The organism is Kitasatospora sp. NPDC087315, assembly GCF_044744345.1.
Classification (GTDB): Bacteria; Actinomycetota; Actinomycetes; order Streptomycetales; family Streptomycetaceae; genus Kitasatospora.
Genome location: NZ_JBIUYD010000022.1, coordinates 72,386 through 95,601 on the forward strand (window position 1 = coordinate 72,386; position 23,216 = coordinate 95,601).

Genomic DNA, 23,216 nt, shown 5'->3' on the forward strand with positions numbered 1-23,216 from the left:
CCCCCGGGCGGGGGACGCGCCGAGCGGGGGTCTCCCCGGGCAGGCGACTCAACCGACCCGGTGACGGCCGGTCGACGGGCGTGCGGGCCCGTCCCGGCACCGCGCCGTGCCACCAGGAACCCCGGCCTGGTCCGCCGGGAGTCCGGCACGGCCTTCCGGAAGCGGCCGCAGGGCGTACAACTGCTGTCACACGCCCGGCGGCCGCTTCCGCGCGTCCGCGACACGCCCTTGGCGGTCCCCGGTTCCTCCGGGACGCCCGTTGAGACAAGAGTCACCGGCCTCGTCAGGACCCTTGGGAACCGGACCGGGGCGAGCTACGGTCGTACACACAGAAGGCGCGCGAACGCCGCGCACAGGACACATGAACGAGCAGGCGGGTTGCCCACCCACCGTGTGCTCCCGATAGCATCCACCGGGACAGCAGCCGTCCCTTTATTACTCGATCCCCGCGGTGGCCCCCGTCCAGCGGCCATGATCCCCCGCGACAAAGGTCTTCGATGCCCATCAGCCCGTCCCCTCACACCTCCGTCCCGGAAGGCGATGCCCTCGCCGCTCCGACGGCCGGTCGGCGACCCCGCGTGACCATCGCGCGCGGAGCCACCCCCTGGTTCGTCCCCACCCTCGCCACGGCCGCCGTGACCACCGCGCTCACCCGGCGCAGCGGCAAGTGGGCCCTGGCGGCGGTACCCGCCTGCGCGCTCGGCGCGGGCATGCTGTGGTTCTTCCGCGACCCCGAGCGTGAGATCGGCACGGGCAGAGTGATCTCCCCCGCCGACGGCGTGGTGCAGAGCATCGACGCCTGGCCGGACGGCCGCACCCGGGTCGCGATCTTCATGAGCCCGCTCAACGTCCACGTGAACCGCGCGCCGCTGCCGGGCACGGTCACGTCGGTCGAGCACGTGGCGGGCGGCTTCGTGCCCGCGTTCAACAAGGACAGCGACCAGAACGAGCGGGTCGTCTGGCACTTCGACACCGAGCTCGGCGACATCGAGATGGTGCAGATCGCGGGGGCCGTGGCCCGCCGGATCGTGCCGTACGTCGAGGCCGGAACCAAGGTCGAGCAGGGCGATCGGATCGGTCTGATCCGGTTCGGGTCCCGGGTCGACACCTACCTGCCGGCCGGCGTCGAGGTCGGCGTCGAGGTCGGCCAGAAGACCACAGCCGGGGTGACGCGCCTTGACCGTGACTGATCCTGAGACGATCGTCGGCCTGGACGACGAGGAGACGGTTCTGCGCCGCCGCCGCTGGGCGCGCGACCGCGAGCTGCGTGCTCCGCGTTCTCCGCAGCACCTGTCCACCGCCGACTTCCTGACCCTGGGGAACGCCGTCTGCGGCTTCCTGGCGATCTACTCGATCACCACCGGGGTCCTGGTCCCGCACATCACCAACCCGGACGTCGCTCCGGACCGGCACAGCGCCGCCACCGCGGTGACGCTGCTGCTGATCGGCTCGATGTGCGACCTCTTCGACGGGCTGGTGGCGCGCAAGCTGCGCTCCTCCGCCCTCGGGGCCGAACTCGACAACCTGGCCGACCTGATCAGCTTCGGCATCGCGCCGGCCTACTTCGTCGCGGTCTGGGGCATGGTCTCGCCGGGCTCCGACAGCCGGCTCTCCGCCCTGATCGCACTGACGGTCCTGCTGTCGGTGGTGCTGCGGCTGGCCCGCTTCTCGGCCGTGAAGATGCGCCCGGGGGTGTTCCAGGGCATGCCCTGCCCGATGGGCGCCATGACGGTGATCGCCATCGTGCTGCTGGACCCGCCGTTCCTGCCCGGCCTGCTGGCCATCGCGGGCACCGCGTACCTGATGATGAGCCGCATCGAGTACCCGAAGCCACAGGGGCTGCTGGCCACCGCCACGCTCTGCTGGATCGTGGTCTCGATCGGCTGCCTGGCGGCCTGGGCGACCGGCCTGCCCGGCGGCGACATGCTGCTGCACATCGGCGCCTTCGCCCAGATCACGCTGGCCGCGATGGCTCCGCTGCTGGTCATCCGCCGCAAGGTGGGCCAGAAGGTCGGCGACGTCCGCGCCCGCCGCGCGGAGTCCCGGATCGGCTGACCGGCCGCACGCGCGACCGCATGACGGAGGGCCCGGATCCACTGGATCCGGGCCCTCCGTCATGTCCTGGGCCCTGAGCCCTGGAGCCTGGGGACCGCCGGCCGGGTTACGCCCCGCCGCGGTGGACGCTGAACGCCGAACGGCGGGCCGCGCGGGCCACGCCCGGGTCCGGGTGGACACCGGAGACGGCGGTCAGCACCGAGGCGGCCCGGGGGTGCCCGGACTGCCTGGCGCGGGCGAACAGCCGGACCGGGTCACCCGCCGAGGCGCCCTCGACATGGCCGACCAGCAGATCCGTCTCCCCGTGGTCGAGTACGGCGGCGGCGGTGTCCACCCAGAGCCAGGCGGCGTCCTCCGCGCCCAGCACATCGGCCGGGGAGACCCCCTCGTCCGACTGCTCGGCCAGCCAGAGCAGCGCGTACGGGCGCAGCACCGGCTCGTCCACCGCGGCGCGGACGGCCTGTTCGGCGGTGCTGCCGGCCACCCGGAGCGCCTCGAAGGCCAGGCCGCGGACCAGCGCGTCGTCGCCCTGGGCGGCGTCCAGCAGCTCGGCCACGGCCCGGTCGGCCGGACGGGCGGCGACCCAGGCGCGGAACTCGGCCCGGGCCGGGCCCGGCGAGTAGTCGGCGCAGGCGTTGAGCAGTTCGAAGGCGCTCTGCTCGATGTGGCCGGCGGCGGTCTGCGCGACGGTACAGATCTCCTCCAGCTTGGCCCGCACCGCCCAGTGCCCGAGCGGCGAGAGCTCGGCGGCCTCGTCCCGGCGGACCACGGCGCCGACGGCGGCCAGGCCGTCCAGCATCCAGTCCAGGACGGCGGCGACGTCGGACGGCGCGGCCGGGGTGTCGATCTGCGGCTCGCGGCAGGTGCCGCGGACGGCGGACACGGCGGAGGCGGCGTGCGGGATGGGCGAGAGGCCCAGCGCACCGGCGCCACCGCCGACCCGGCGCTCGTCCAGGCCCCGGCGCAGCAGCTCCAGCAGTTCGCTGTCGGCGACCGGGCCGGCCACCAGGTGCAGGAAGGAGAGCAGCTGCGGCGCCTGGTCGACGGCCTGCCCGGCGAGCACCGCGAAGACGCCGCGCAGCGCGGCTGGCGGGACGGGGGCGAGCAGCGTCCAGGCGTCGAACAGCGCCGACCAGCCGCGGACCACGGCCTCGTCGTCGTGCTCCCAGGCGTGCAGGCGCCAGCCGGGGGCGGCGCCGCCGTCCCTGGCCTCGACCAGGCCGACCAGCAGGGCCTGGCCCCAGGCCCGGGCCGCGGCGCCCACCGTCATGGCGAGTGCCCGGCCGGCGGCGCGGGCGTCCTCGGGGAGCAGTTCGCCGCGCTTGTCGACCTCGGAGAGTTCGCCGGCCCAGCGGGCGATCCGGACGGCGTCGACGAGCATCCGACGGGCCAGCGGAGCGAGCTCGGCGGGGGCCGGGAAGCCCTCCGGTACGGGGACCCGGCCTCGGCCGGGAGCGGGTGCGGGGCCTCGTCGGCGGGGTACGCCGGGAGCGCCCGGCCTGATGCCGGCGGGGCGGTGGGCCGTTCCGGGGAGACGGGTCACCGTCGCACCGGTACCGATCGTCGGCGGGAGCGGGGCATCACGGTCGCGCGGGTTCCGAGACGTCACGTCGAGCAGTCTTCCCCTTGTACCGGCCTTCTGTCACATCCGGTTGGCCACGGACTCCGGAAGGGCGGTCGCGGCGGGTCGACAAGATCGGGCAACAGAGGCCAAACCGCCTGGCCGGATCTGCATGACGCGAACACGCCAGGTCAGAGCGGTCGGCCGGCCGGGCCGGAGGGAGCTGCCGGACGGCCGGCCGGAGCCGTCGTCAGAGCAACGGCGTGAGCCAGCGGCGCAACAGCTCTTCATAGCGGTCGGGGTCGGCGTTCCAGAGGGCGGCGTGGTCGGCGCCGGGGAAGGCCTGGAGGCTGACCAGGTCGAAGCGGCGGTCGGCGAGCCGGGCGGCGGCCCGCCAGGGCGCCACCGGGTCGTCAGGGCTGTGCAGCACCATGGTGGGCACCCGCAGGTCGGTGCCCTCGGCGAGCCGCGCGAAGTCGGCCAGGTCCACCCCGGTCCGGCCCTCGGCGGCGAGCGCGCCCGGCCCGGCGGCCGTACGGCCGAACCCGGCCCGGGTGGCGCCCCGGCGGGCGAAGACCGGCCGGTCGAGCACCGGGGAGTCCAGTACCAGGCCGCTGATCGCCGAGGCCCAGGCGGACCGGGCGGCGGTCTGCAGCACCATCGTGGCGCCGAGCGACCAGCCGTGCAGCACGACCCGGCCGGCGCCGCTGTCCAGGGCCAGCCGCACTGCCGCCTCGACGTCCCGCCACTCGGTCTCGCCGAAGTCGTCGAGGCCGTCCGGCGCGGCCGGCGCGCCCCGGTCTCCCCGGTAGGTGACGGCGAGGGCGGGCAGACCGAGACGGTGCAGCACGGGCAGCACCGGGAGCGTCTGCTGCCGGTCGGCGCCCGGGCCGTGCACCAGGATCACCCAGGTGCCGCGTTTGCCGTCGAGCCGCCAGGCGGGCAGGGCGCCCAGCTCGCCCTCGGCGGCGGTCTCGGCGTAGGGCAGGCCGAGCGCGCCGGTCGGGTCGCCGAGGTGGACCCGGGGGGTGAAGCGGACCTCGGTGCCGGGCGTAAGGGCGCCCCGGTCGGCGCGGACCAGTCGGCGGGTGACGCCCTGTTCGTCGGCGTGCAGGATCTCGTCGACCACCGCGTGGCCGCCCTCGTCCCACTCGACGGCCCAGCGGCCGGGGCGGGTGCTCTCCGGGCTGCGGGTGAAGGTGGCCCGCCCGACGGCCAGGCTCCGCACCGTGACGGGGCCCGCCTGCGGCCGGGAAACGGCCGCCGGGTGGAGCATCCGCTGGACGGCCCTGCGCCCGGCCAGCAGTACGGCGGCCCCGGTGCCGACGGCGGCGGCCGCCACGGCGGCCGCGGTTCCCCAACGCATATCGCTCCCCGCTCTGTTGATCGCGGACTGGGCACCCACCAGTCCACTCGCGGGACCGGACCGGGGCCACCGGGCATGGGCCGACCGGGTGTCACGCCGGACGGGACAGCGGGGGCCGCGGCCTCCACCTGCGGCCGGGCGATCGCGCCCCCTCCGCACCCCCGCGACACCGACCCGCGGAGGCGGCGCGCGGGCGGGCCGTGTGACCAACCCCTCCGTGACCTTGGTTGACTCCCGGTTCGGCCGCGTGATGGGATCCTTCAGCCAAACGGAGGCATGCAGAGGAAGCCGGTGCGAGTCCGGCGCGGTCCCGCCACTGTCACCGGGGAGCACGCTCGGATCAATTCCCTCCTTGCCCGCCAACAGGCAGGAGGGGCCCATCGGCGGGCCGTCAGAAGCCGCTGGAGGCTCCGGGGGTGTGTCGGACCCGGAAGCCAGGAGACTCTCGCCGCCGGTACGTCGATCCAGGGCGCGGACCCTGAGTGAGGACACGCACGCGATGCAGGCTGCCCCGACCGCCCGCCCCCTCTGCCGCCCTTCGCCGTGCGCCCGCTGACCCGCGCGGCCGCCTTCGCGCTGGGCGCCGTCGCGGGACATCTCGCCGACGCCCGCTTCGCCGATCCCCGGCGCGGCCACCCGGTGGCCGCCTTCGGCAGCGCGGCGGGCCGGCTGGAGAAGACGCTCTGGCGCGACGACCGCGCCGCCGGCACCGCCTACACCGCGCTCTGCGTGGGCACCGTCGCGGCCGGGGCGGTGGCCGCCGAACGCGCCCTGGGCCGGCGGCCGCTCGGCCGCGCCGCGCTGACCGCCGCCGCGACCTGGACGGTGCTCGGCGGCACCTCGCTCACCCGGGAGGCCAGGACCATCGGCCGCTCGCTCGCCGCGGGCGATCTGACGGCGGCCCGGGAACGGCTGCCGCATCTGTGCGGGCGCGACCCGAGCGCGCTGGACGAGCAGCAGATCGCCCGCGCGGTGGTCGAGTCGGTCGCCGAGAACACCGCCGACGCCGTGGTGAACGCCCTGGTCTGGGGCGCGCTCGCGGGCACGCCCGGGCTACTGGCGTTCCGCGCCGTCAACACGCTGGACGCGATGGTCGGCCACCGCTCGCCGCGCTACGCCCGGTTCGGCTGGGCCTCGGCCCGGCTGGACGACGTGGCGGGCTGGCCGGGCGCCCGGCTGACCGCGCTGCTCACCGTGGCCGCCGCGCCCGAACCCCGGACGGCCTGGCGGATCTGGCGCCGGGACGGCTCCGCGCACCCGAGCCCCAACGCGGGCCAGGCCGAGTCCGCGTTCGCGGGCGCGGTCGGCGTGCGGCTGGGCGGCACCCTCGCGTACGGGGAACGGGTGGAGCACCGGCCGGTGCTGGGCGGCGAGCTGCGGCCGGTGACGGTGGAGGACATCGAGCGGGCCTGCCGGCTCTCCCGCCGGGTGGGCCTGCTGGCCCTGGGCACCGCCGTCGCCGGGCACGCGGCGGTCCGGGCCGCCACAGGAAGCCGGACCGTCCTGGGACGGAAGAAGAGGAGGAGCGCATGAGCAACGCACTGCTGGTCGCCGGGACGACCTCGGACGCCGGCAAGACCGTGGTCACCGCGGGCATCTGCCGCTGGCTGGCCCGGCAGGGTGTCCGGGTGGCGCCGTTCAAGGCGCAGAACATGTCGCTGAACTCCTTCGTCACCGCCGGCGGCGCCGAGATCGGCCGCGCCCAGGCGATGCAGGCGCAGGCGGCCCGGGTGGAGCCCGAGGCGGCGATGAACCCGGTGCTGCTCAAGCCAGGCGCGGACGGCCGCAGCCAGGTCGTGCTGCTCGGCCGCCCGGTCGCCGAGGTGGGCGCGCTGGACTACCGCGAGCGCAAGCCGGTGCTGCTGGAGCGGGCCCTGGAGTGCCTGGCGGACCTGCGCAGCCGCTACGACGTGGTGGTCTGCGAGGGGGCCGGGTCGCCCGCCGAGATCAATCTGCGCGACCGGGACATCGCCAACATGGGTCTGGCCACCGCCGCCGGGCTGCCGGTGGTGGTGGTCGGGGACATCGACCGCGGCGGGGTGTTCGCCGCCATGTACGGGACGCTGGCGCTGCTGTCCGCCGAGGACCAGCGCCATGTGACGGGCTGGTTCGTCAACAAGTTCCGGGGCGACGCCCGGCTGCTGGCGCCCGGGCTGGAGATGCTGGACCGGCTGACCGGCCGCCCGGTGCTCGGCACCCTGCCGATGCTGCCCGGGCTCTGGCTGGACGCCGAGGACTCGCTGGACCTGTCCACCGTGGTGGACCGCGCCGAGGGCCGCGGGCCGGTCGGCGCGGACGTGCTGCGGGTGGCCGTGGTGCGCTTCCCGAGGCTGTCCAACTTCACCGACGTGGACGCGCTGGCGCAGGAGCCCGGGGTGCTGGTCCGCTGGGCCACCCGGCCCGAGGAGCTGGCCGACGCCGACCTGGTGATCCTGCCCGGCACCCGGGCCACCGTCGCCGACCTGGCCTGGCTGCGCGAACGTGGTCTGGAGCCGGCCCTGAAGGCACGGGCCGCCGCCGGGCGGCCGGTTCTCGGTGTCTGCGGCGGCTACCAGATGCTGGCGCGCGGCATCGTGGACGAGGTCGAGTCCGGGGCCGGCGAGGTGGCCGGGCTCGGGCTGCTGCCGACGCGTGTCCGGTTCGGGGCCGCGAAGGTGCTCGGCCGTCCGGTCGGCGAGGCGTACGGGCAGCGGGTCGAGGGGTACGAGATCCATCACGGTGTGGTGGCCGTCGAGGGGGGAGACCCCTTCTTCTCCGACGGCCGGGGCCGCGCTCTGGACGGCTGCCGGGTGGGCGCGGTCTGGGGCACGACCTGGCACGGCGCACTGGAGAACGACGGGTTCCGTCGCGAACTGCTGCGCGAGACCGCCGAGTTGGCCGGCCGGGCGTTCGTTCCCGCGCCGGACACCTCGTTCGCCGCGGCGCGCGAGGCCCGGCTGGACCGGCTGGGGGACCTGATCGAGGAGCACGCGGACACCGACGCGCTGTGGAAGCTGATCGAGGGCGGGGTGCCGGCCGCGGGGTCGCTGCCGTTCCTGCCGCCCGGAGCGCCTGAGGAGGCCGACAAGGCATGAGTGACGTCCGCTACCCCTTCACCGCGATCGTCGGTATGGCCGACCTGCGGCTCGGACTGCTGCTCAACGCGGTCTCCCCGGCCGTCGGCGGCGTGCTGGTGCGCGGCGAGAAGGGCACCGCCAAGTCGACCATGGTGCGCGCGCTGGCCGGCCTGCTGCCGTCCATCGCCACCGTCGACGGCTGCCGCTTCGCCTGCGACCCGGCCGCGCCCGACCCGCAGTGCCCGGACGGCGCGCACGCCGGCGCCACGGCCTCCGGCCGTCCGGCCCAGCTGGTCGAGCTGCCGGTCGGCGTCTCCGAGGACCGGATCGTCGGCTCGCTGGACCTCGAACGGGCGCTCGCCGAGGGCGTCAAGGCGTACGAGCCGGGGCTGCTGGCGCGGGCGCACCGGGGCGTGCTCTACATCGACGAGGTCAACCTGCTCCAGGACCACGTGGTGGACCTGCTGCTGGACGCCGCCGCGATGGGCCGCTCCTACGTGGAGCGCGAGGGCGTCTCGGTGCGGCACGCGGCCCGGTTCCTGCTGGTCGGCACGATGAACCCGGAGGAGGGCGAGCTGCGCCCGCAGCTGCTCGACCGGTTCGGCCTGACCGTGGAGATCGCCGCCACCCGCGACCCGGCGGAGCGCGCCGAGGTGGTCCGCCGCCGCCTGGCGTACGACGCCGACCCGGCCGGGTTCGCCGCCCGGTTCGCCGAGGACGAGCGGGCGCTCGCCGAACGGATCACCACCGCACGGGATTTGCTGCCCAAGGTCGAACTGGCCGATGTGGCGCTGCGTCAGATCACCGCCGTCTGCGCGGCGTTCGAGGTGGACGGGCTGCGGGCGGACATCGTGATGGCCCGTACCGCCGTCGCGCTGGCCGCCTGGGCGGGCCGGACGGAGGTGCTGGAGGAGGACGTCCGCAAGGCCGCCCGGCTGGCCCTGCCGCACCGCCGCCGGCGCAACCCGTTCGACGCGCCCGGCCTGGACGAGGAGCAGCTCGACCGGACCCTGGAGGAACACGCCGACCCGGAGCCCGAGCCCGCGTCGCAGCCCGAACCGCAGCCGGAGGACGGGCCCGAGGGCGGCCCCGAGGGCGACGGACCCGACCCGGACGGCGGTCCGGACGGGGGCGGCCCCGACGGCGGTGGCGGCGCACCCGAGCCGACCGGGCCGACCGGCCCGGACGCACCCGGCGCCGAGGCCCCCGCCCCCGAACCCGGACCGGCCCCGGAGCAGACGCCCGAGCAGGCGCCCGTGCCCGCACAGCACCCCGCCCCCGCGCGCGAGTCCGCGCCGGTGGCCGCCGGGGAGCCGTACCGGACCAGGCTGTTCAAGGTGGACGGCACCGGGCGCGGGGCCCAGGGCCGCCGCTCCCCCGCCGAGACCGACGGCGGCCACACCATCCGCGCCCGGCGCCCGCAGGGGCGGCTGGCCCGGCTGCACCTGAGCGCCACCCTGCAGGCCGCCGCGCCGCACCAGGCGGCGCGCGGGCGGGCGTCCCGCGCGCTGGTTCTGCACAAGGACGACTTCCGCGAACAGGTCCGCCAGGGCCGGGAGTCCAACCTGGTGCTGTTCCTGGTGGACGCCTCCGGCTCGATGGCGGCCCGGCAGCGGATGACCGCCGTCAAGGGCGCCGTGCTCTCGCTGCTGATGGACGCCTACCAGCGGCGCGACAAGATCGGCATGATCACCTTCCGGGGCGCGTCCGCCGAGCTGGCGCTGCCCCCCACCTCCTCGGTCGAGGTCGGCGCCGCCCGGCTGGAGTCGCTGCCCACCGGCGGACGCACCCCGCTGGCGGCCGGGCTGCTACGCGCGCACGAGGTGCTGCGGGTGGAGCGGATGCGCGACCCCGACCGCCGTCCGCTGCTGGTCGTGGTGACCGACGGCCGCGCCACCGGCGCCCGGGACGCCGTCGCGCAGTCCCACCGCGCGGCCGCCCTGTTCGCCGCCCAGGGCGTGGCGAGCGTGGTGCTGGACTGCGAGACCGGCCCCGTCCGGCTCGGCCTCGCCCGGACGCTGGCCGCCCGGCTCGGCGCCTCCGCCGTTACCTTGGACGAGCTGCGGGCCGAAGGCGTGGCCTCGCTCGTCCGCGACAACCGTGCAACCACGATGCGAAAGGCGGCCTGAACCCCATGCCCAAGGGAGTGCCCGAGAACGTCCCCGACGACGGCCTGACGACCCGTCAGCGCCGTACGCTGCCGATCACCGCCGTGCACACCGGCCCCGGCAAGGGCAAGTCCACGGCCGCGTTCGGCATGGCGCTGCGGGCCTGGAACCAGGGCTGGCCGGTCGGGGTGTTCCAGTTCGTCAAGTCCGCCAAGTGGAAGGTCGGCGAGGAGAACGCGCTGCGCGTCCTCGGCGCCTCCGGCGAGGGCGGCACGGTGGCCTGGCACAAGATGGGCGAGGGCTGGTCCTGGGTGCAGCGCTCCGCCGAGATGGAGATGGACAGCGAGGCGGCGGCCAAGGAGGGCTGGGAGCAGGTCAAGCGCGACCTGGCCGCCGAGACCTACCGCTTCTACGTGCTGGACGAGTTCACCTACCCGATGCACTGGGGCTGGATCGACGTGGACGAGGTGCTGACGGTGCTGAGGGACCGCCCGGGCAGCCAGCACGTGGTCATCACCGGCCGGTACGCGCCCGAGGCGCTGACCGAAGTCGCCGACCTGGTCACCGAGATGACCAAGGTCAAGCACCCCATGGACGCCGGCCGCAAGGGCCAGCGCGGTATCGAGTGGTAGTCGCAGGTACGTGAACATTCCCCGTCTCGTCGTCGCCGCGCCGTCCTCCGGCTCGGGCAAGACCACCGTCGCCACCGGCCTGATCGCGGCGCTCGCCGCCCGCGGGCTGGCGGTCTCGCCGCACAAGGTGGGCCCGGACTACATCGACCCGGGCTACCACGGCCTGGCCGCCGGCCGCCCGGGCCGCAACCTGGACGCCTTCATGTGCGGGCCGGAGCGGATCGCGCCGCTCTTCCTGCACGGCGCGGCCGGGGCGGACGTGGCGGTGGTCGAGGGCGTGATGGGGCTCTTCGACGGGGCCTCCGGGCGCGGGGAGCTGGCGTCCACCGCGCACGTCGCCAAGCTGCTGCGGGCGCCCGTGGTGCTGGTGGTCGACGCCTCCTCGCAGTCCCGCTCGGTGGCCGCGCTGGTGCACGGCTTCGCCTCCTGGGACCCGGAGGTCCGCCTCGCCGGGGTGATCCTCAACCGGGTCGCCTCCGACCGGCACGAGCACCTGCTGCGCGAGGCCCTGGAGGAGGGCTCCGGCGTGCCCGTGCTGGGCGCGGTGCGCCGCTCGGCGGCGGTCGCCACGCCGTCCCGCCACCTCGGCCTGATCCCGGCCGTGGAGCGCTCGGCCGAGGCCCTGCGGGCCGTCGCGGACATGGGCGAACTGATCGGCCGGTCGGTCGATCTGGACGCGGTGCTGGCACTGGCCCGGACCGCTCCCCCGCTGGACGACGCGCCGTGGGACCCGGCCGCCGAGGTGGCGCCGGTGCCCGGCACGCCCCGGATCGCGGTGGCCGGCGGCGCCGCGTTCTCCTTCTCGTACGCCGAGAACGCCGAACTGCTGACCGCCGCCGGCGCCGAGGTGGTGCCGTTCGACCCGCTGCACGCCGACGCGCTGCCCGAGGGCACGGCGGGGCTGGTGATCGGCGGCGGCTTCCCCGAGCTGTACGTCCGCGAGCTGAGCGGCAACACCGCGCTGCGCGGGGCGATCGCCGCGTTCGCCGCCTCGGGTGCGCCGATCGCCGCCGAGTGCGCCGGACTGCTGTACCTGGGACGGGAGCTGGACGGCCTGCCGATGTGCGGCGTGCTGGACACCGCGGCCCGGATGACCGAGCGGCTCACCCTCGGCTACCGGGAGGCGGTGGCGCTGCACGACTCGCCGCTCGGCCCGGCCGGCACCCGGGTACGGGGGCACGAGTTCCACCGCACGGTCTGCGAGCCCGGCGCGGGCGAGCGGCCGGCCTGGGGCTGGCGGCTGCCGGCCGGCCCGCGCACCGAGGGCTTCGCGGGTACGGGTACGGGGGCGGGCCAGGTGCACGCCTCCTACCTGCACCTGCACTGGGCCGGATCGCCACAGCTGGCCGCCTCGTTCACGGCGGCGGCCGCCGCGCACCGGGCGGGCTGAACCCCGCCGGGGCGGGCGGGCCGGATCCCGGCCGCCCCTCAGCCGGTGGCGCGGACGTAGATGTCGGCGGCGCCCGGCAGGCCTCCGGGGACGGTGGCGACGTAGATCCGGCGGCCGGTGGTCGGGCGGGCGTCCGGGGGTGCCGGGGTGGGGGTCGGGGTGGGAGTCGCGGTCGGAGCCGGGACGGGCTCGGGCTCGGGCGTGGCCGGGGCGGGGGTCTCCGTCGCCCCGCACGGCTCCGTCTCCTCGTCCCCGCTCCCCTCGCCGCCCTCGCCCGCGCACTCGCTCGGGCCCGCGCCCTCGGCCTGGAGGCCGGGCGGGGCCGGGGAGACGACGGGCCCGGTGTCGGACGCGCTGCCGGGCGCGGCCGCCGGTACCGCCGCCGTGGGCGCCGGGTCCGGCGGGGCGTCGGGGGCGGACGACGGCAGGTCGGTCCGCGGCTCCGGCAGTTCCGGCGCCTCGGCCGGTTCGTCGCCGCCGAGGGCCTCCGCCAGGTCGGGCGGCAGCGGCGCGCTGGGGCCGGGGGCGGGCAGGTCGTAGGTCCGCAGGAAGTCGCCGACCCCGACGTTCCGGCCGCCGCCGAGCCGGTAGTGCAGATAGGCCACCGGAACGCCGTCCGCGGTGCGCGTGTACACCGCCCCGACGGGCACGTAGTACGGCCCCGCGCCCGGGTGCTGGGACGGATGCAGACCGGCCAGCAGTTCGGCGCGGTCGCGGTCGGTCTCGGGCGTCTCCCGGCCGAGCGTCAGCGCGTTGACGCCCCGGACCATCAGCGCCGCCGCGACCGCCACGCAGAGCACCAGCCCCACCGCGACCGTGCGCCGCAGCACCGGGCGCCCGTGCAGCGCCGGCCAGGAGTCGCTGGGCATCCGCTCGCCCGGCGCCCCTCCCGACAGCCCGCCCGTGCGCGCTCCGCCCGGCCGTTCCGCTTCCTTCACCGCTCCCGATCCCCCGCCCTGTCGGCACGCCCGAGGCACTCACCGTGCCGTCGGCCCGGCCGCCATGTTCTCGCATCGCTCTCGCAGTGCTCGACGTGGACCGGCCGCTCGAAGTTCCGGGTCGTACCGATCGGCCCGGTCAGCCGGGGTAGGCCGGAGCCACCGCCGCTTCGAGCACCCGCCGGGACTGCCCGGTTCCGTCCGCCGGAACGGTCCACAGATCCGCCCCGAAGTCGCCGGGAAGCGCGTAGAGCAGGGTCGAGGCGTCCGACCAGACCGCCTGGTCGTCGATGCTGCGCTGCTCGGCGGTGGCGGTCTCGGTCATGGTGGCGAGGTCGAGCACGTAGAGCCGCCAGGGCGCGTCCTCGGGCAGGCCGGGGACGCGCCGCTTGTACGCGATCCGGGTGCCGTCCGGGGAGAGCGAGGGGCACTCGACGTTCTGGTGGAGGGTGGTGAGGCGGCGGGCGGCGAGGTCGCCGCGGACGAGGTAGGTCTGGCCGCCGGTGGCCAGGGTGGCGTAGAAGAGGTCGTCGTCGGCGAAGGTGACCCCCCAGATGTTGACGTCGTGCGCCTGGTACGGGTGGCCGTCCTTGATCACGTCGAAGGTCTCCAGGTTGTCCCGGAGGTTCCCGTCGCGGACGTCGACGATCGAGGTCCGGGTGGAGAAGTCGGTACCCGCGTAGGAGTCCCCGCTGACGAAGACCGTCCAGGCGGCGAGGTGGCCGGAGGGTGAGACCCGGGAACGGGTCGGGATGCCGGCGGCCGGGAAGGAGCGGAGTTCGCGCAGGTGGTCGTCGAGCAGGACGGCCCGGTAGCTGTCCTGCAGCGTCCCGCGCTCGGCCTGGAGGCAGACGCCCGTCCCGGCCGCCGCGTAGAAGCGCAGGCACTGGACGCCGGAGGCGGTGCGCGGGCCGTCGGGGTGGTCGGCGGGGACGGTGGCGAGCTCGTCGCGGTGCGGCCCCCAGGCGAGGTTGCGGAACACCAGCTGCCGTCCGTCGGAGGGCCGTCCGAGCGAGACCGGGCCGGTGGTGACGACCGGCCCGCCGGGCTGCGCCTGGTCCCGGCGGGCCGAGCGGTCGGCGGCGTACAGCACGGCGCCGGTGCCGACCGCGCCGAGCAGCAGGACGGCCACCAGCAGGATCAGCACCCTGGTACGGCCGGGGAGTCGGGTCATGAGAGCACCTCGGAGTCGGATCCGGCGCCGGGCCGGGCGTCACGGAGCACGAAGGCCGCCCCGAGCACGCACCCGGCCAGCGCGACCGCCGACCAGGCCAGCGCGGCGGTGCCGCCCACCGCGCTCCACAGGGCACCGAACACCAGCGAGCAGGCGAACCGGGCGAGCGCCTGCCCGGTGCCGACCAGGGCGAGCCCGGCGCCGCGCTGTTCGGCCGGCACCGCGTCGGCCGCGGCGGCGGCGAGCACACCGTCGGTCGCCGCGTAGAACGCGCCGTGCAGCACCAGCACGCCGAGCACCGCGGGCAGCCCGTCCAGCGGCGAGAGCAGCAGCCCGTACGCGAGCAGCAGGAGGCCATGCCCGGCCAGGAAAAGCCGGCGGCGGCCGATCCGGTCGGCGAGCGCCCCGAGCGGGACGGCGAGCAGCAGGAAGGCGGCGGCCGTGCCGAGCGGCAGCAGCGGGAAGAGGTCGGTGGCGAGGCCTAGCCTGCGCTGCACCAGCAGATAGAGGAAGGAGTCACTGACGGTGGTCAGCCCGAGCAGCACCGCGCAGAGCGCCAGCCGGCGCAGCGCGGGCCTCCGCAGCAGAGCGAGGCCTTCGCGCAGCGAGGGAGCGGTAGTTGACGCTTCGTCAGCCTGCTGCCGGTTCGGCACGAACAGCAGCAGGACCAGCACCCCGAGCACCGCCACACAGGCGCTGACCGCGAACACCGCGTCGTAGCCGTGCCGTTCGCCGCCGTCGGCGAGCAGTGGGCCGCCGGCGAGGCGCAGCACCAGGAACGCGGTGAGCGGTCCGAGCAGCGCGCCCGCCGTGTCCATCGCCCGGTGGACGCCGAACGCCCGCCCCCGGTGCTCGGGTTGGGTCGCCAGCGAGATCATCGCGTCCCGGGGCGCGGTGCGCAGACCCTTGCCGGTGCGGTCGACGGCGAGCACGGCACCGATCAGCGGCACGGTGTGGACGAGCAGCAGCAGCGGTTTGCAGAGCGCCGACAGGCCGTAGCCGACCGCCGCGACCGCCTTGTGCCGGGCCGCGCCGCCCGCGCCGCGCCGGTCGGCGAGATGGCCGCCGGCCAGCCGGACCAGCGCGCTGAACCCGTTCTGGATGCCGTCCAGCAGGCCGAAGCCGAGCGGGGAGAGGCCGAGCCCGGTGAGCAGGTAGAGCGGCAGGACGGCGCTGACCATCTCGGAGGAGACGTCGGTGACCAGGCTGACGGTGCCCAGGACCAGCACGGTGCCGGGCACGGCGGCGGCCCCCCTCCGCCCCGGCCGGTCGGCCGGGGCGGAGGGGGCCTTGGAACCGCGGGATTCCGCGACGTACACGGGCGTCAGTTCCAGATGCCGGTGATGGTGGCGGCGGAGGCGGCGTTGCCCGCGTGGCTGCTCAGCCCGGCGAGGTCCTCCAGGGTGCGCAGCACGTTGTAGTGGTTGTAGGTGGTGGCGGTGGTGCTGCCGGGCGTGACGTGCGTGCCGTAGAAGAGGGTCGGGATGCGGTTGCCGGAGAGCTTGTTGTCCTCGTCGAAGGTGAGCACGAGGAGGCTGTTGTGGCTCTGGGCCCAGGCCGCGTACGCGCCGAGCTTGTTCTTGACCCAGGTGTCGCCGGTGGAGACCGAGCAGTCGTGCATGTCGTTGCAGAGGTCGGGCACGACGAAGGAGACCTTCGGCAGCGTGGTGTAGTCGGCCGGGAACTGCGCGAAGGTGTACGCGCTGCTGGTCGGCACGTTGTTGAAGCCGAACCACGGGTTGTGCTTCTGGGCGTAGTTGCCGCTGCTGCAGGTGGTCGAACCCTGGCTCGGCAGGCCCTCGTTGTAGCTGGCCCAGGTCTGGCCGGCGGCGATCAGCTCGGAGCCCAGGTTGGGGGCGGAGAGCGAGCCGACCGGCACGCAGCTGTCGTCCGTACGGCCCTGGGTGGCGCCGGAGAACAGCATGTAGTAGTTGGGCTCGCTGGGGTGGGTGAGCCCGTAGGACTGGGTGAGGGTGGCCCCGCCCGCCTTGAGGGTGCCGTTGATGTACGGCGCGCTGGAGCTGCCGACGACCTGCGAGTAGGCGTGGTTCTCCAGGACGACGACCACCACGTGGTCGGGCGCGGGCAGGGTGGCGGCCTGCGCGGTGCTGCCGGTGGCCGCCCAGAGGCCGAGCGAGCCGGCGACCAGGCCGAGGCCGGCCGCGAGGGCGGTGAGCGTGCGGCGGGGGGCCGCCTCGGCGGTTCCTTCGGTGGCTCCTTCGGCGGTCTTCTCGGCGGTCTCTTCGGTGGTCTTCTCGGTGGCGCGGAATCGTGCGAAGGGCATGGTGTCGTCCTCCGTGCGTCGGGACTTCCGGGTTCGGGATTTCCGGGGTTGGAGCGCCGCAAACAGTAGGAGCGCGGCGGTGTCGTGTACCGCACAAGGAAGGTGAAGAACAGACGAACACGGCGATGCCGTCCGCGGTGGCTGTCACAGCCGTCCCGATTGACCCGTCCGTCGCCGCCGTGGTGGGATTCCACGGGCGCCGCCTCCTCTGCGCGGCTTTGTCCCGGGGCCTCGCGGGGCCTCTCGCGGGGCGTCCCGCGAAGCCCGTCAAGCCCGTCAAGCCCGTCGCGCTAGGGAGCGGAACGTGATCGGTCTGGTCGCCGTGACCGCGGCGGGCCGCCCGCTCGCCGAGGAGCTGCACGCGGCCTGGCCGGACGGCAGCGTGGTCGTCCCGGCCGGGCGCGACGCGGACGGGGACCCTCGGGAGATCCTGGACCTCGCGCTGGGCGGCTGCCGGAGACTGGTCTGCTTCGCGCCCGTCGGTCTCGTCGTGCGACTGCTCCTCGACGCGGCCCCCGGCCTGTCGGAGCGGCCCGCCGTGGTCTGCGTCGATCTCGAACGCCGCTTCACCGTCTCGCTGACCGGGGGTCCCGGGGGAGCGGGCGGAGGCGCTGACGGGGGTGCGGCGGCCGACGGGGGCGCGGGCAGCGACGGGGGCGCCGACGAGCTGGCCGGGGAGGTGGCGGCCGTCCTCGGCATCTGGCCGGTGGTCACCGACGGGCCCGCGGCCGACCCGCTCGCCGACGCGACGGAAGCACCCGGCCGCCCCACCGCGTTCCCGGCCCGCCCCGGCGGCCTGCCGCCCCTCCCGCGCCGCAGAGACCTGGTCATCGGGATCGGCGCCCGCCAGGCGACCGAACCCCCGGAGGTGGCCCGGCTCATCCGCCGGACGCTGCTGGAGGCCGGACTGTCCAGCCGCTCCGTCGCCCGGCTCGCGACCCTGGACGGCAAGGGCGACCACCCCGCCGTCCGCTGGGCCTCCGCCCGGATGGGCCTGCCGGTGGACGAGCACCCGGCCGACACGCTCGCGGCCGTCGCGGTGCCGAACCCGTCCGCCGCCGTCGGCAACGCGGTCGGCACCATGAGCGTGGCGGAGGCCGCCGCGCTGGCGAGTGCGCCGGGTGGCGAGCTCGTCGTCGCCAAACGCAAGTCGGCGACGGCGACGGTCGCGGTGGCCCGCGCCGCGGTGCGCGGCCGGCTCGCCGTCGTCGGCCTGGGCCCCGGGGAGCACGACCTGCTCGTCCCCCGTGCCCTGGCGGAGCTGCGGCGCGCGACGGTGGTGGTCGGCGAACCCGGCGCGGTCGAGCGGATCGCCGGACTGCTACGGCCGGGAACACGGCGGTCCGCCGTCCCGGACGGCTGTGCGGAGCTCGCCGTCGCACTCGCCTCGCAGCGGCAGGCCGTCGCCCTGGTCGCGCTCGGGGACGGCGCCTCGTACGCGCCGCCGCCCGGGCCGTACGAGCTGCACCGCGTCCCCGGTCTGCCCCTTCCGCCCCCTCCCCCCGTTCCCCCCGTAGGAGACCTCTCATGACCACCGCTGGGCCCGACCTCCGCCACCACGGCGACGCCGAGGTGCGCGCCGACGGGCTCGGCCTGGTCGACCTCGCCGTCAACGTCCGGACCGGCACGCCCCCGTCGTGGCTGCGCGAGCACCTCGCGGCGACCCTCGGAGGTCTCGCCGCCTACCCCGACCAGACCGCCGCCCGGGCCGCCGTCGCCGCCCGGCACGGCCGGCCGGTGGAGGAGGTGCTGCTGACCTCGGGCGCGGCGGAGGCGTTCGTGCTGCTGGCCCGCGTCCTGGCGGCACGTCATATCGTCGTGGTGCACCCGCAGTTCACCGAGCCCGAGGCGGCGCTGCGGGACGCCGGGCACGAGGTGGACCGGGTGCTGCTCGCTCCCTCGGACGGCTTCCGGCTGGGATCCGTGCCTCCCACCGCGGACCTGGTCGTGCTCGGCAACCCGACCAACCCGACCTCCGTCCTGCACCCGGCCGCCGCCGTCGCCGCCCTCGCCCGGCCCGGCCGGACCCTGGTGGTGGACGAGGCGTTCATGGACACCGTGCCCGGCGAGCGCGAATCCCTCGCCGCCGTCCGGGACCTGCCCGGGCAGGTGGTCGTCCTGCGCAGCCTCACCAAGACCTGGGGCCTGGCCGGCCTGCGGATCGGCTACGCCCTCGGCCCGGCGCCGCTGATCGCCGCCCTCGGCGCCGCCCAGCCGCTCTGGCCGGTCTCCACCCCCGCCCTGGCCGCCGCCGAGGTGTGCAGTGCCCCCGCCGCCCTCGCCGAGGCCGAGCGGGCCGCCGCCGAACTGGGCGTCCACCGGGACCACCTGCTGAAGGGGCTCGCCGCGTTCCCGTCCGTCCGGGTGCACGGCGAGCCGGCCGCCTCCTTCGTGCTGATCCGGCTGCCCGGCGCGGCCGTCGTCCGCGAGCGCCTGCGGGACGCCGGCTTCGCCGTCCGCCGGGGCGACACCTTCCCCGGCCTCGGCCCGGACTGGCTGCGCATCGCCGTCCGGGACGAGGAGACGACCGACCTGTTCCTCACCGCCCTGGCCGGCGTCCTCAGCACAGACTGACCGCGCCCCCACCGCCACCCGCCCGGCGGCCACCACCTGCGCACAGACACCGGCGCGGGGCATCGGCGCCATGCCCTCCGGCGGCACCAGCCGGTTCCGCTCGGCGAGCACCCGCGGCGCGGCCGTGCTGCGCGGCAGCGGCCCGCGGGTGTCCCCCCACCCTCATGCCGCCGCCCACTCCTTCAGCGTCGCGAAGTCGCCCTCCCGCAGGCCGAGCCTGGGATCGATGCGGAGGGTGAGGGCGCGGCCCGGGTGGTGGGCCGCTATCCACTCGGTGTCCTGCGGCCCCAACTCGTCGTCCACCCAGGCGAACGGCCGCCCGGCCGCCCGGGCGACGAGGTACCTGGTCTTCCAGTGCAGCCCGTCCGGATCCTCCCGGTGCGGCTCCGGCCAGTCCACGAACGGCAGCTGCGGCAGCCCGAGCAGCGGTGCGATCCAGGCATTCGCCTCGTCCATCCAGGTGGTGGCCCAGACCAGCTCGTACGGCAGCGCGAGCAGCTCCGACCCGTGCACCGGGTTGAGCCACAACCGCAACGGCCGCACGTACTCGGCGGGCCCGCGCGGGAACCGGGACACCCAGGAGTCCGGCTTCACCCGGTGGGTGAGGTACCCCTCCGGCCGCTTGTGCGGCTTCGCGGCATACGGATTCAGCGGACCGTCGACGTCGAGGAGGAGCAGTGGTGGCGGCATGCCCCGCGTCCTGACCCCGCCGCCCCGCCTCCGGCCACCCGTTTTCCGGCTGCCGCTTCGTCCGGTGGGCCTCCGGCCGGGCGACCGGTTCCTGCGGGCGGCCCGGTGCCGCGAGGTGGCCGGTGTTCCGGAGCGGCTCGAAGGTCCCGACCGCTGAGCGGTCGGGACATGATCGACGCGTTCTCAGAGGGCTATCCGGACGTCGTACGTCCGCAGCCAGTCGTCCAGTTGGAGCGTCGTTTCCAGCGCCGCCCGGCTCATGCCCTGCTCCAGTGCCGCGGCGCCCTCCCTGGCCACCGCCTGCTTGAGTCCGGCCGAGAACAGCGGGGCGAGCGGGCTCTGGTCCGCCCGGACGACCTCCGCCAGGCGTTCCCGGAGCGTCCGGTTGTAGGCCGCGGCGCGGATAGAGGGGTAGGGGGTCTTGATCCGCTGGGCCACCGCTTCCGGGAGCAGGTCCTTCATCGCCGCGCGCAGCAGGCTCTTCTCCCTGCCGTCGAAGCTCTTCATGGCCCAGGGGATGTTGAAGGTGTACTCGACGAGCCGGTGGTCGGCGAAGGGGACCCTGACCTCCAGCCCGGAGGCCATGCTCATCCGGTCCTTGCGGTCGAACAGCACCTGGGCATGGCGCGTGAGCGCCAGATAGGTGACCTCCCGGTAGCGTGCCTCGGCCGCGTCATCGAGGTGGTCGGCCGCCGCGATCTCCGCGACCGCGGCGCTGTGGCAGTCGCGCTCGTACGCCGCGAGGTCGAGTTTGGCCAGGAGGTCGGACGCGAAGATGACCTCGTTGCCCTGGTAGTTGCTTCGGCCTTCGTGCACCCAGGGGAAGGTGGTGGAGAAGACCGCGTCGGGGTCGCGCTGCCAGCGGTATCCACCGAAGACCTCGTCACCGCACTCTCCGGAGAGGGCGACGGTGGAGTGCTTGCGCACGATGCCGAACAGCAGATGCAGCGAGGCGTGCTCATCGCCCTTGGCGATGGGCAGATCGTAGGCGGCCAGCACGGACGACCGCAGCGCCGGATCGAGCAGGTCGGGCGCCTTCAGGGGCAGTTCGCTGTGCTCAGAGCCGACGTGCTCCGCCAGCAGACGGGCGTAGATGTGGTCCTCGTTGGCCTGGCTGCCGGCTGTGCCGTCAAGGTCGGGGTCGCTGACCGAGCAGGAGCGGATCCGCCCCAGCCCCCGGCTGCCGGACACCTGGGCCGCGAGTGCGGTGAGGGAGCTGGAGTCCAGGCCGCCCGACAGCAGTGTGCACAGCGGCACGTCGGCCACCATCTGCTGGATGACGATGGATTCGAGCATCTCGCGGACGGTGCTGATGGTCCGGTCGAGCGTGTCGGTGTGCTCCCCCACCTGGAGCTGCCAGTAACGCCGCTCGACCGCGCCGGCCCGGGTCACCCGCACGGTGCAGCCCGGCGGGACCTCTCGCATACCGCGGAAGATCGCGTTTCCGGGCACCTTGGCGACCGACAGGACGTCGCGGAGCCCGTCCGCGTCCACCACTGCCTTGAAATCCGGATGGGCGAGGATCGCCTTCGGCTCGGAGCCGAATAGCACCCCGGCGGGGGTCGTCGCGTAGTACAGCGGCTTCACGCCCATCCGGTCACGGACCAGGAGCAGTTCATCCCTGTCCAGGTCCCAGATGGCGAAGGCGAAGATCCCCTCAAGGCGCGTGGCGAAGTCGGGCCCCCACTCCAGGTACGCGCGGAGGACCACCTCGGTGTCGCTCCTGGTTTTGAAGTGATGCCCCAGGGAGCTCAGTTGATTGCGCAGCTCCGGGAAGTTGTAGGTCTCGCCGCTGTAGGTCAGGACGGCCCGGGAGCCGGGGCCCTCCTCGGCCACCATGGGCTGGCAACCGCCTTCGAGGTCGATGACGGACAGCCGCCGGTGCCCCAGCGCGACGTGCTCCCCGAACCAGAACCCTTCCGCGTCCGGCCCGCGCCGGGCCATCGTGGTCGTCATCGCCCGTGCGATGTCCTGGTATTGGGCTACATCACGTGAGAAGTCGACCCATCCGGCAATACCGCACATGGAGTTACTCCTGAGAGAAAGGGAAAGAAGGAAAAGTGGGACAGTCGGGGGTGAACCCGTCCGATGGCAACGGGCCCTACAGGCGCTCGACGTGGGGCTGCGGGCGGGCGGAGCCGCGGGTGTCGAGGAGCAGGGGTACGTGCCGCTCGATCACGTCGATGTCGTAGGACCGGTGATGCTGGAGCAGGATCGCCAGGTCCGTCTGCTCCAGGGCCTGGGGCAGTTCGGCCACCGCGGCGGGTACCACGGCTCCCTCGACCTCCCAGACCGACACGTAGGGGTCGTGGAACGACACATTGGCGCCGAGGGCACGCAGTCGCTTCACCACGTCACGGGCGGAGGTCTCTCGCTGGTCGGCGATGTCGGCCTTGTAGGTGACGCCGAGGAGCAGCACCCGCGCCCCGCTGAGGGTCTTGCCGGCCCTGTCGAGGAAGTGCTGGGCACGCTCGACGACGTACCGGGGCATCCGCGTGTTGATCTCCTGGGCGAGTTCCACCATCCGGAACGGGTAGCCGAGGGTGCGGACCTTGTGCGCCAGGTAGTTGGGGTCGATGGGGATGCAGTGGCCGCCGACGCCCGGTCCTGGACGGAAGGCCTGGAAGCCGAAGGGCTTGGTGGCCGCGCAGGAGATCGCGTCCCACAGGTCGATCCCGAGTTCGTGGCAGAACACCGCCATCTCGTTGACCAGCGCGATGTTGACATGCCGGTAGGTGTTCTCGATGAGCTTGGCCATCTCGGCCTCGCGAGTGCCGGCGGCCTGGACGACGCTGTCGACGACCTTGCTGTAGAAGGCGGCCGCGACGGCGGTGCAGGCGGGGGTGTACCCGCCGACGACCTTGGGGGTGTTCCTGATTCCGTAGAACTTGTTGCCCGGGTCGACGCGCTCCGGCGAGAAGGCCAGGTGGAAGTCAGCCCCGGCGGTCAGGCCCGAGCGTTCCAGGATCGGGCGCGCGATCTCGTCGGTGGTGCCCGGGTAGGTGGTCGACTCCAGGACCACCAGCGTCCCGGGCCGCAGGTTCCGGCTCACCACCGCGCAGGCGTTCTCCACCATGGTCAGATCGGGCCCGCCATGCGGGGACAGGGGGGTCGGCACACAGATCACCACTGCGGCGGCGTCCGCGATCACCTGCTCGTCGGCCGTCGCGGTGAAGCCCGCCGCCCGCATGCCTGCGACCGACTCGTCGTCGATGTCATCGATGTGGGAGGTGCCGGCGTTGAGCCGCTCCACCGTCCGCTCGTCGCGGTCCAGGCCGGTGACGGTCATCCCGGACCGGATCGCCTCCAAGGCGAGCGGCAGTCCGACGTAGCCCAGGCCTATGACGACCAGGTCACTGCGCACAATGGTCCCTTTCTGGTGCGGAAA

At 74.8% G+C, this 23,216-nt stretch carries 18 protein-coding genes and 1 riboswitch; of the genes, 9 read left to right on the forward strand and 9 right to left on the reverse strand.

All coding sequences use genetic code 11. The features are described 5' to 3' along the window. The first annotated feature begins 497 nt into the window (after positions 1 to 497). Positions 498 to 1,190: a phosphatidylserine decarboxylase gene (locus ACIO5D_RS28425; protein ID WP_363607975.1), complete on the forward strand. Its 693-nt coding sequence runs from the start codon at positions 498 to 500 to the stop codon at positions 1,188 to 1,190. Further along, positions 1,177 to 2,055 (forward strand): CDP-alcohol phosphatidyltransferase family protein, encoded by an 879-nt coding sequence (locus ACIO5D_RS28430; RefSeq protein WP_400653970.1) that lies wholly within the window; start codon positions 1,177 to 1,179, stop codon positions 2,053 to 2,055. Before ACIO5D_RS28425 ends, ACIO5D_RS28430 begins: the two co-directional genes overlap by 14 nt. Positions 2,056 to 2,161: 106 nt before the next feature. Here the strand turns inward: ACIO5D_RS28430 and ACIO5D_RS28435 are convergent, their stop codons facing one another. Continuing rightward, on the reverse strand, positions 2,162 to 3,436 hold the full coding sequence (locus ACIO5D_RS28435; protein WP_363607976.1) for a hypothetical protein: 1,275 nt from the start codon (positions 3,434 to 3,436) through the stop codon (positions 2,162 to 2,164). Positions 3,437 to 3,866: 430 nt separating this feature from the next. Further along, a complete protein-coding gene (locus tag ACIO5D_RS28440) occupies positions 3,867 to 4,982 on the reverse strand; it encodes an alpha/beta hydrolase family protein (protein ID WP_400798677.1) in 1,116 nt (371 codons plus the stop codon). Positions 4,983 to 5,262: 280 nt separating this feature from the next. Further along, positions 5,263 to 5,427, forward strand: a riboswitch (cobalamin riboswitch). A 98-nt stretch (positions 5,428 to 5,525) separates the two neighbouring features. Between ACIO5D_RS28440 and ACIO5D_RS28445 the strand changes: the two genes are divergently transcribed. The 5 genes from ACIO5D_RS28445 to ACIO5D_RS28465 are packed head-to-tail and all read left to right on the forward strand — an operon-like array spanning position 5,526 to position 12,168. Then, the gene (locus ACIO5D_RS28445; RefSeq protein ID WP_400653966.1) at positions 5,526 to 6,515 is read left to right on the forward strand and encodes a cobalamin biosynthesis protein; all 990 of its coding nucleotides are present in this window, start codon (positions 5,526 to 5,528) and stop codon (positions 6,513 to 6,515) included. After that, positions 6,512 to 8,056 (forward strand): cobyric acid synthase, encoded by a 1,545-nt coding sequence (locus ACIO5D_RS28450; RefSeq protein WP_400653964.1) that lies wholly within the window; start codon positions 6,512 to 6,514, stop codon positions 8,054 to 8,056. Before ACIO5D_RS28445 ends, ACIO5D_RS28450 begins: the two co-directional genes overlap by 4 nt. Beyond that, positions 8,053 to 10,167, forward strand: a complete 2,115-nt coding sequence (locus tag ACIO5D_RS28455) for a putative cobaltochelatase (protein ID WP_400798679.1) — start codon at positions 8,053 to 8,055, stop codon at positions 10,165 to 10,167. Before ACIO5D_RS28450 ends, ACIO5D_RS28455 begins: the two co-directional genes overlap by 4 nt. A 5-nt stretch (positions 10,168 to 10,172) precedes the next feature. Beyond that, positions 10,173 to 10,778, forward strand: coding sequence for a cob(I)yrinic acid a,c-diamide adenosyltransferase (cobO, locus tag ACIO5D_RS28460; protein WP_363607981.1), 606 nt, complete (start codon positions 10,173 to 10,175; stop codon positions 10,776 to 10,778). Positions 10,779 to 10,788: 10 nt separating this feature from the next. Then, positions 10,789 to 12,168, forward strand: a complete 1,380-nt coding sequence (locus tag ACIO5D_RS28465) for a cobyrinate a,c-diamide synthase (protein ID WP_400798682.1) — start codon at positions 10,789 to 10,791, stop codon at positions 12,166 to 12,168. A 38-nt stretch (positions 12,169 to 12,206) separates the two neighbouring features. Here ACIO5D_RS28465 and ACIO5D_RS28470 read toward each other — a convergent pair whose 3' ends face one another. The 4 genes from ACIO5D_RS28470 to ACIO5D_RS28485 all read right to left on the reverse strand — a co-directional run bounded on the left by ACIO5D_RS28470 (position 12,207) and on the right by ACIO5D_RS28485 (position 16,564). After that, complete coding sequence (locus ACIO5D_RS28470) at positions 12,207 to 13,037, reverse strand: hypothetical protein (protein ID WP_400798684.1); 831 nt, start codon at positions 13,035 to 13,037, stop codon at positions 12,207 to 12,209. Between the two features lie 208 nt (positions 13,038 to 13,245). After that, entirely contained in the window at positions 13,246 to 14,280 is a 1,035-nt protein-coding gene (locus ACIO5D_RS28475; RefSeq protein ID WP_363607984.1) for a TolB-like translocation protein, read from the reverse strand. Next, on the reverse strand, positions 14,277 to 15,599 hold the full coding sequence (locus ACIO5D_RS28480) for an MFS transporter (RefSeq protein WP_400798686.1): 1,323 nt from the start codon (positions 15,597 to 15,599) through the stop codon (positions 14,277 to 14,279). Before ACIO5D_RS28480 ends, ACIO5D_RS28475 begins: the two co-directional genes overlap by 4 nt. A 5-nt stretch (positions 15,600 to 15,604) precedes the next feature. Further along, on the reverse strand, positions 15,605 to 16,564 hold the full coding sequence (locus tag ACIO5D_RS28485; RefSeq protein WP_400798689.1) for an alkaline phosphatase family protein: 960 nt from the start codon (positions 16,562 to 16,564) through the stop codon (positions 15,605 to 15,607). A 304-nt stretch (positions 16,565 to 16,868) separates the two neighbouring features. On the opposite strand from ACIO5D_RS28485, the gene ACIO5D_RS28490 reads away from it, so the two are divergent. Both ACIO5D_RS28490 and cobC read left to right on the forward strand, forming a co-directional pair. After that, entirely contained in the window at positions 16,869 to 18,095 is a 1,227-nt protein-coding gene (locus tag ACIO5D_RS28490) for a cobalamin biosynthesis protein (RefSeq protein ID WP_400798692.1), read from the forward strand. Further along, complete coding sequence (cobC, locus tag ACIO5D_RS28495) at positions 18,092 to 19,138, forward strand: Rv2231c family pyridoxal phosphate-dependent protein CobC (protein ID WP_400798695.1); 1,047 nt, start codon at positions 18,092 to 18,094, stop codon at positions 19,136 to 19,138. The genes ACIO5D_RS28490 and cobC overlap by 4 nt, the downstream gene beginning before the upstream one ends. A gap of 162 nt (positions 19,139 to 19,300) precedes the next feature. On the opposite strand, the gene ACIO5D_RS28500 is transcribed toward cobC, so the two are convergent. The 3 genes from ACIO5D_RS28500 to ACIO5D_RS28510 all read right to left on the reverse strand — a co-directional run bounded on the left by ACIO5D_RS28500 (position 19,301) and on the right by ACIO5D_RS28510 (position 23,192). After that, positions 19,301 to 19,828: a hypothetical protein gene (locus ACIO5D_RS28500; RefSeq protein ID WP_400798697.1), complete on the reverse strand. Its 528-nt coding sequence runs from the start codon at positions 19,826 to 19,828 to the stop codon at positions 19,301 to 19,303. Positions 19,829 to 20,011: 183 nt separating this feature from the next. Continuing rightward, complete coding sequence (gene asnB / locus ACIO5D_RS28505; RefSeq protein ID WP_400798699.1) at positions 20,012 to 21,853, reverse strand: asparagine synthase (glutamine-hydrolyzing); 1,842 nt, start codon at positions 21,851 to 21,853, stop codon at positions 20,012 to 20,014. Between the two features lie 76 nt (positions 21,854 to 21,929). Continuing rightward, on the reverse strand, positions 21,930 to 23,192 hold the full coding sequence (locus tag ACIO5D_RS28510; protein ID WP_400798702.1) for a nucleotide sugar dehydrogenase: 1,263 nt from the start codon (positions 23,190 to 23,192) through the stop codon (positions 21,930 to 21,932). Positions 23,193 to 23,216: the final 24 nt, after the last annotated feature.